The sequence below is a fragment of the Bacillus sp. LR_5 genome (genome assembly GCF_042709275.1).
Map to the genome: position 1 here is coordinate 1 of NZ_JAVAXX010000307.1, position 6,927 is coordinate 6,927.

Annotated in this window: 8 protein-coding genes; 5 read left to right on the top strand and 3 right to left on the bottom strand. The window is 46.0% G+C overall.

The window, feature by feature from the left end:
- A partial coding sequence (gene tcyA, locus RAC86_RS32715) for a cystine ABC transporter substrate-binding lipoprotein TcyA (protein WP_377886499.1) occupies window positions 1–732 on the bottom strand: 732 nt, incomplete at its 3' end.
- A gap of 115 nt (window positions 733–847) precedes the next feature.
- The gene (gene bsdA / locus RAC86_RS32720) at window positions 848–1,720 is read right to left on the bottom strand and encodes a transcriptional regulator BsdA (RefSeq protein WP_014112633.1); all 873 of its coding nucleotides are present in this window, start codon (window positions 1,718–1,720) and stop codon (window positions 848–850) included.
- Window positions 1,721–1,809: 89 nt separating this feature from the next.
- Between bsdA and RAC86_RS32725 the strand changes: the two genes are divergently transcribed.
- The 5 genes from RAC86_RS32725 (at window position 1,810) to RAC86_RS32745 (ending at window position 5,466) form a co-directional block, all read left to right on the top strand.
- Window positions 1,810–2,424 (top strand): non-oxidative hydroxyarylic acid decarboxylases subunit B, encoded by a 615-nt coding sequence (locus RAC86_RS32725; protein ID WP_029316764.1) that lies wholly within the window; start codon window positions 1,810–1,812, stop codon window positions 2,422–2,424.
- 2 nt (window positions 2,425–2,426) lie between these two features.
- A complete protein-coding gene (bsdC, locus tag RAC86_RS32730; protein ID WP_014112635.1) occupies window positions 2,427–3,848 on the top strand; it encodes a phenolic acid decarboxylase BsdC in 1,422 nt (473 codons plus the stop codon).
- 16 nt (window positions 3,849–3,864) lie between these two features.
- Window positions 3,865–4,092 (top strand): phenolic acid decarboxylase subunit BsdD, encoded by a 228-nt coding sequence (gene bsdD, locus RAC86_RS32735; protein WP_019257455.1) that lies wholly within the window; start codon window positions 3,865–3,867, stop codon window positions 4,090–4,092.
- Window positions 4,089–4,553, top strand: a complete 465-nt coding sequence (locus tag RAC86_RS32740; RefSeq protein WP_072565736.1) for a pyridoxamine 5'-phosphate oxidase family protein — start codon at window positions 4,089–4,091, stop codon at window positions 4,551–4,553. The genes bsdD and RAC86_RS32740 overlap by 4 nt, the downstream gene beginning before the upstream one ends.
- A 67-nt stretch (window positions 4,554–4,620) precedes the next feature.
- Window positions 4,621–5,466, top strand: a complete 846-nt coding sequence (locus RAC86_RS32745; protein ID WP_014112638.1) for an alpha/beta fold hydrolase — start codon at window positions 4,621–4,623, stop codon at window positions 5,464–5,466.
- 40 nt (window positions 5,467–5,506) lie between these two features.
- Here the strand turns inward: RAC86_RS32745 and RAC86_RS32750 are convergent.
- The coding region (locus RAC86_RS32750) for a peptide MFS transporter (RefSeq protein WP_377886501.1) at window positions 5,507–6,927 on the bottom strand (1,421 nt) is incomplete at its 5' end.

The following is a 6,927-nucleotide window of genomic DNA, read 5'->3' on the forward strand; positions in this document are numbered from 1 at the left end:
AGCTTTGTTGACTTGATCAACAATCTCGCCGCTTCCTTTGCGGAACGTGAAGTACGTTTCCTGAGGATCGCCTGTTTCAAACGCGATTTTCACGTTTTTGTTGCCTGATGTTTTTAAGTAGTTCAATACGGCAAGCTTATCGTTGTATGTCATATCGACGCGGCCTTGCTGGATCAATTGAAGGGATTGTGCCAAGCCTTCAACACCTTCTACTTTCGCGCCGGCATCTGTAGCTAATTTGTTGTAGTTGCTTGTCAGTGATTGAGCTGATGTTTTTCCTTTTACATCTGCTTCTGACTTAATATCGTTGTTGTCTTTTTTCGTCACGACAACGGCTCTTGATGTTGTGTATTTATCTGAGAAATCATATTTGTCTTCACGATCTGTTTTTCCGACTTGGTTGGCAATGACGTCAAACCGTTTGGAATTCAGGCCGGCAAACATGCTGTCCCATTGCGTTTCCTTAAAGTCGACTTTCAGTCCCAGGCGTTTTGCGACTTCTGTGATGACTTCCACATCATAGCCAGTCAGCTTGTCAGTGTCTTTGTCGTGGTAAGTGAACGGTTCATATGTTCCTTCCGTACCGACTGTCAGCACACCTTTTTTCTTAATAGAAGCCCAAAGATCGCCATCTTTGGCGTTATCTTTTGACTGATTGTCATTTCCTGCTCCGCAAGCTGCGAGAACGGCAATGCTTACGACCATGAATAAAGCCAATAATGCTTTTTTCATCTTATTCCCCACTTTTCTGGTTGATTTTATTGAAATAAAAAATTAGCTTACAAATCTAAAGGATAACTTTTTTTTAGTATGAGTCAAGTATTTGGTTTTCATAAGGCAAAATCTTTTAAAACAAATCCAAAAATTGCTGTACCGGTTTTGGCAAATAACTGTCTGTTCTCCACATGACTGCCGGTGTCATAATGAAGGGATTGTTTTCGATATGGACGGTGTGAACGTGGTTTCTCATATGGACGGGAATCATCGTGACGGGCAGAATGGACGCGCCGAATCCGGATGAGACGAGACTGAGCAAAGTTGCGGAATCGTGGCATTCGCAAACAATGCGCGGCTCCAGATTCAAACGATGAAATTCATTCATGACCTGATTATAGACGCCTTTTCCGTTGACAGGCCGCAGCAGAATCAGCGGAAAAGAAGGAATGTCCTCCATTTTAATGGTGTCACCACACGGATACCCGGCTTCTTCTGAAAGCACGAGCACACATGGAATATCATCAAGCTGTTTGAATTGAACTGTATCGCTTTTGATCAGTGTCGTCGTGACCGCAGCATCGATTTGACGGCTTTCCAGCAGCTCTAACAGTGTCGCAGGCTCATTCTCCCAAATATTAAAGGTGAGGTGCGGGTATCTCTCTTTGATCTGTGTTACTTTTTCAAGCATCAGAGCCGCGCAATAAATCGTTGAACCCACTGCCAGCGTGCCGGCTACCTCCTCCTTCAGCTCTTGTACCTCGATGACGGCATCCTCAAACCTATGCAGAATCTCCTTGGCTCTTTTCAGAAAAACAGTTCCTTCATATGTAAGCGTCATTTGTTTTTTCTTATTCCGGTCAAACAGAACAACACCTAGCTCATCCTCCAGCTGTTTCAGCTGCCTGCTTAAAGGCGGCTGCGCCATGTGGAGTTTTTTGGCGGCGGACGTGATTTTCTGTTCTTGGGCAATGGTAATGAAATATCGAAGCTGGCGAATGTCCAAAAGAAAGTGCCTCCTAACTATACCTTTTAGGTATTAAATATAGATTTAACAGATATTTTTCATATGGATATATCAGGAGTATGATGGAAATGAAAGCAGAATTCAAGCGTAAAGGAGGGGGCAAAGTGAAACTCGTTGTCGGAATGACAGGGGCAACAGGGGCTATTTTCGGGGTCAGGCTGCTGGAGTGGCTGAAGGCGGCCGAAGTAGAAACCCATCTCGTCGTGTCTCCTTGGGCTAACGTCACGATCAAACACGAAACAGGCTATACCTTAAAAGAAGTAGAACAACTGGCCACATACACGTATTCGCATAAGGACCAGGCGGCAGCCATTTCAAGCGGGTCGTTTGATACCGATGGAATGATTGTTGCGCCATGCAGCATGAAATCTCTCGCAAGCATTCGCACCGGGATGGCGGATAATCTGCTGACGCGTGCGGCGGATGTCATGCTCAAGGAGAGAAAAAAACTCGTCCTCTTAACGAGAGAGACGCCTTTGAACCAGATTCATCTCGAAAATATGCTAGCGCTTACGAAAATGGGTACCATCATTCTTCCTCCGATGCCGGCATTTTATAATCAGCCGAGCAGCTTAGAGGAAATGGTTGACCATATTGTATTCAGAACGTTGGACCAATTCGGCATTCGCCTTCCTGAAGCGAAACGCTGGAATGGGATTGAAAAACAAAAAGGAGGAGCTTGATCATGGCTTATCAAGATTTCAGAGAATTTCTCGCTGCCCTTGAAAAAGAAGGACAGCTGCTAACAGTGAATGAAGAGGTAAAGCCGGAGCCGGATATAGGGGCTGCAGCACGCGCAGCCAGCAATCTTGGCGATAAAAGCCCCGCGCTCTTATTTAATAACATTTATGGCTATCACAACGCGCAAATTGCGATGAATGTGATCGGCTCCTGGCCGAACCATGCAATGATGCTGGGCATGCCGAAAGACACGCCGGTGAAAGAACAGTTTTTTGAATTTGCGAAACGTTATGACCAGTTTCCGATGCCGGTCAAACGTGAGGAATCAGCGCCGTTTCATGAAAATGAAATTACAGAAGATATCAATTTGTTCGATATACTGCCTCTTTTCAGAATTAACCAAGGAGACGGCGGTTACTATCTAGACAAAGCATGTGTCATTTCCCGCGATCTTGAAGATCCTGAGAATTTCGGCAAACAAAACGTCGGGATTTACAGAATGCAGGTCAAAGGAAAAGACCGCCTTGGCATTCAGCCTGTGCCGCAGCACGATATTGCGATCCATCTGCGTCAAGCTGAAGAACGCGGCATCAATCTTCCGGTCACCATTGCGCTCGGCTGTGAGCCGGTCATAACAACGGCGGCATCGACTCCGCTTCTTTATGATCAATCAGAATACGAAATGGCAGGCGCAATTCAAGGTGAACCATATCGCATCGTGAAATCTAAGCTGTCTGATCTTGATGTTCCATGGGGCGCTGAAGTAGTGCTTGAAGGTGAAATCATTGCCGGAGAGCGTGAATATGAAGGCCCGTTCGGTGAGTTCACAGGCCATTATTCCGGCGGACGCAGCATGCCGATTATTAAAATTAAACGAGTGTATCATAGAAACAATCCGATTTTTGAACATTTATACTTAGGCATGCCTTGGACAGAATGCGATTACATGATTGGCATTAACACTTGTGTGCCGCTTTATCAGCAGTTAAAAGAAGCGTATCCGAATGAAATTGTGGCTGTGAACGCCATGTACACACACGGTTTGATCGCGATTGTTTCCACAAAAACACGCTATGGCGGATTTGCGAAAGCAGTCGGCATGCGCGCGCTCACAACACCGCACGGACTCGGCTACTGCAAAATGGTCATTGTCGTTGACGAGGATGTCGATCCATTCAACCTGCCGCAGGTCATGTGGGCGCTTTCGACCAAAATGCATCCGAAGCACGATGCGGTCATCATTCCAGACTTATCTGTCCTGCCGCTTGACCCGGGATCTAATCCATCAGGAATCACTCACAAAATGATTCTTGACGCCACTACACCGGTTGCGCCGGAAACAAGAGGCCATTATTCACAGCCGCTTGATTCACCATTAACAACGAAAGAATGGGAACAAAAACTAATGGACTTAATGAATAAATAAGGAAAGGATGATCGAAATGCATACATGTCCTCGTTGCGATTCGAAAAAGGGAGAAGTCATGAGCAAATCGCCTGTAGAAGGCGCATGGGAAGTTTATCAGTGTCAAACATGTTTTTTCACATGGAGATCCTGTGAGCCGGAAAGTATTACAAATCCGGCGAAATACAATCCAGCGTTTAAAATTGATCCGAAGGAAACAGAAACAGCAATTGAAGTTCCGGCTGTGCCGGAACGAAAGGCTTGATCAGCGTGAACTGTATGTCAGACCGCCTCTTTGAGCTGCTTGACGGGAATCGCTTGAATGAGAAGCAGCATGAGGCTTTCGTTCTGCAAACGATAGCGGAGGACGGCTGGCCGCACGCCGCTATGATCAGCGCGGGAGAAATCATCGCTCTGAGCCGAACAGATATCCGAATCGCTCTGTGGAAAAACACAGCGACTGCAGCCAACATCCTTCGCACAGGAAAAGCGCAGTTCACGGCATGGTGGAAGGGAGCCGCTCATTATGTGAAGCTGCAATGCGAGCCTTTGCCGCCTCTGAAAGAAGCCGAATATGACAGAGACCGTTTTGCCTGCCGCATCGTTTCAGTGAAGGAGGATGTGGCGAAATATGCTGGTTTGACTTCTGGTGTCCGTATCCAGCTTCACAGCCCTGAAGAGGTGCTGAACAGATGGGAAAAGACGCTTGAGGAATTAAAACGGTAATATCGAAAGCCTGACGCCATGCGTCAGGCTTTTATTTTATATAATGAAAACAAAGGGGGCGTGAGAAATGGAACGTACGGGAATCTGTCACTCAGACGGTTTTGATTTATCTTATCGAATCGAGGGAGAGGGCGCACCCATCCTTGTGATCGGAAGTGCGGTTTACTACCCGCGTCTTTTTTCCTCAGATATCAAACAGAAATATCAATGGATATTTGCTGATCACAGAGGATTTGCCAAGCCAAAGCGGGAATTGCGGACAGAAGATCTGAGGCTTGAAGCTGTTTTGGCCGATATTGAAAGGCTGAGAACGTCTCTTCAGCTTGAGGATGTGGTCATCTTGGGTCATTCTGGACACGCATTTATGGCTTTAGAATATGCCAGGACATATCCTGAACATGTCCGGAAGGTTGCGCTTTTCAACACTGCACCTGATAACAGTGAAGCAAGACAGCGAAAAAGTGAATCGTTTTTCATGGAGACAGCCAGTCTTGAGAGAAAAAAACGCTTTGAAAAAGATATCGTGAATTTGCCGCTGGACATCAAAAAAGATCCCGAGAGACGCTTTGTGCACATGTGTATTCGCGCTGAAGCGAAAAGCTTTTATCAAGAGCGGCCGCATGCTGCTGCTTTATGGGACGGTGTTTTCACGAATATGCCGATTATTGATGAATTATGGGGGCATACATTTGCCCAGCTTGATCTTATTCAGAGGTTAGCTGATGTTCAAGTGCCGGTTTACATCGGCTTAGGAAGATATGATTATCTAGTTGCGCCTGTTACACTCTGGGATGCTGTTGCCGGTTTATATCCCCATGTGGAGAAGGTTATTTTTGAGAAGAGCGGCCATCAGCCGATGCTGGAAGAACCGCAAGCCTTTGATCAAAGCTTCAGCAAATGGATGGACAAATAAAAAAACAGCCCGCAGATCAAAATCTGCGGGCTGTTTCTTATTATAAGACCCCTTTCATCGCGCGTTTGATAATCGGCGAAAGCAGCAGGAGAATGCCGCCAAGTACGATAGATATCAAACCGATGGTGCCGAAGTAGGTTGTTTCAGGAATTTTATCAAATAATCCGGCTACTTGGGCATTGATCGCTTGGGCTGCTGCGTTAGTCAGAAACCACATACTCATTGTCTGTGCAGAGAATGCAGCTGGCGCCAGTTTCGTTGTTACGGATAAACCGACTGGAGACAGACACAGCTCTCCAAGCACGACAAGCAGGAAGCTGAGAACGAGCCAAAGCGGGCTTACGAGTGCTTCTTTTCCTTGCATTGCAGGGAATACCATAATGATAAATGACAAGCCAGCTAGAATAATTCCGATTGAGAATTTAACTGGCGTGGACGGCTGGCGTTTGCCAAGCTTCATCCATAGCCACGCAAAAATTGGCGCAAAAATGACAACAAACAATGGATTTAATGATTGGAACCAAGATGACTGAAGTTCTAATCCACCCAATGAAAGCCTTATGCGTTCATCAGCGTAAACCGCAAGAATGGTCGCTCCCTGTTCCTGAATGGCCCAGAACATGACAGCACCGATAAACAAAGGGATGTAAGCGGCAAGACGAGATTTTTCTGTTTTGTCCGCTTTTTTGCTTGTAAACATGATGATGAAATAAACAATAGGAATCAAAATACCGAGAATACTTACAAGGTTGATGAAACCATTGATCGTCAGCATGCCTGTTTGTACAGAGAAAATCACTGCGATTGCCACAATGATAACACCGATTCCAGTACCAATCGCAGATTTTTTAGACAACGGATTCGGCACATTTGAGCCTGCAAGCCCGAGGTTATTCTTTCTTGTCAGAGCAAATACGATAAGTCCGAGAAGCATTCCAACAGCGGCAGTTCCGAAGCCGAGATGATAGTTGTACTTCTGTCCGAGTGTTCCGACAATTAACGGCGCGAGTAAACCGCCAAGGTTAATCCCCATGTAGAAAATACTAAAACCTGAGTCGCGGCGCGGGTCTTCTTTCGTGTAAAGATCTCCAACCACGCTTGAAACGTTTGGTTTTAATAAGCCTGTTCCGATAATGATAAGCACCATGCTGATATAGAATGCTGTCGCGCTGCCCGGATAGGCGAGTGCAATGTGGCCGAACATAATGAATATGCCGCCGTAAAACACGGTGTTTGCGGTTCCGAATACCCGGTCAGCAAGCCATCCGCCAATAATAGTGGACATGTATACGAGAGAACCGTAAATCGACATAATGGCAACTGCTGTGCCTTTGTCAAAGCCAAGCCCTCCGTTTACCGTCTCTGTATACAGATAGTAAAGCAAGATTGCTCTCATACCATAGTAAGAGAAACGCTCCCAAAATTCGGTGAAAAATAGTGTAAATAGTCCTCGCGGGTGAC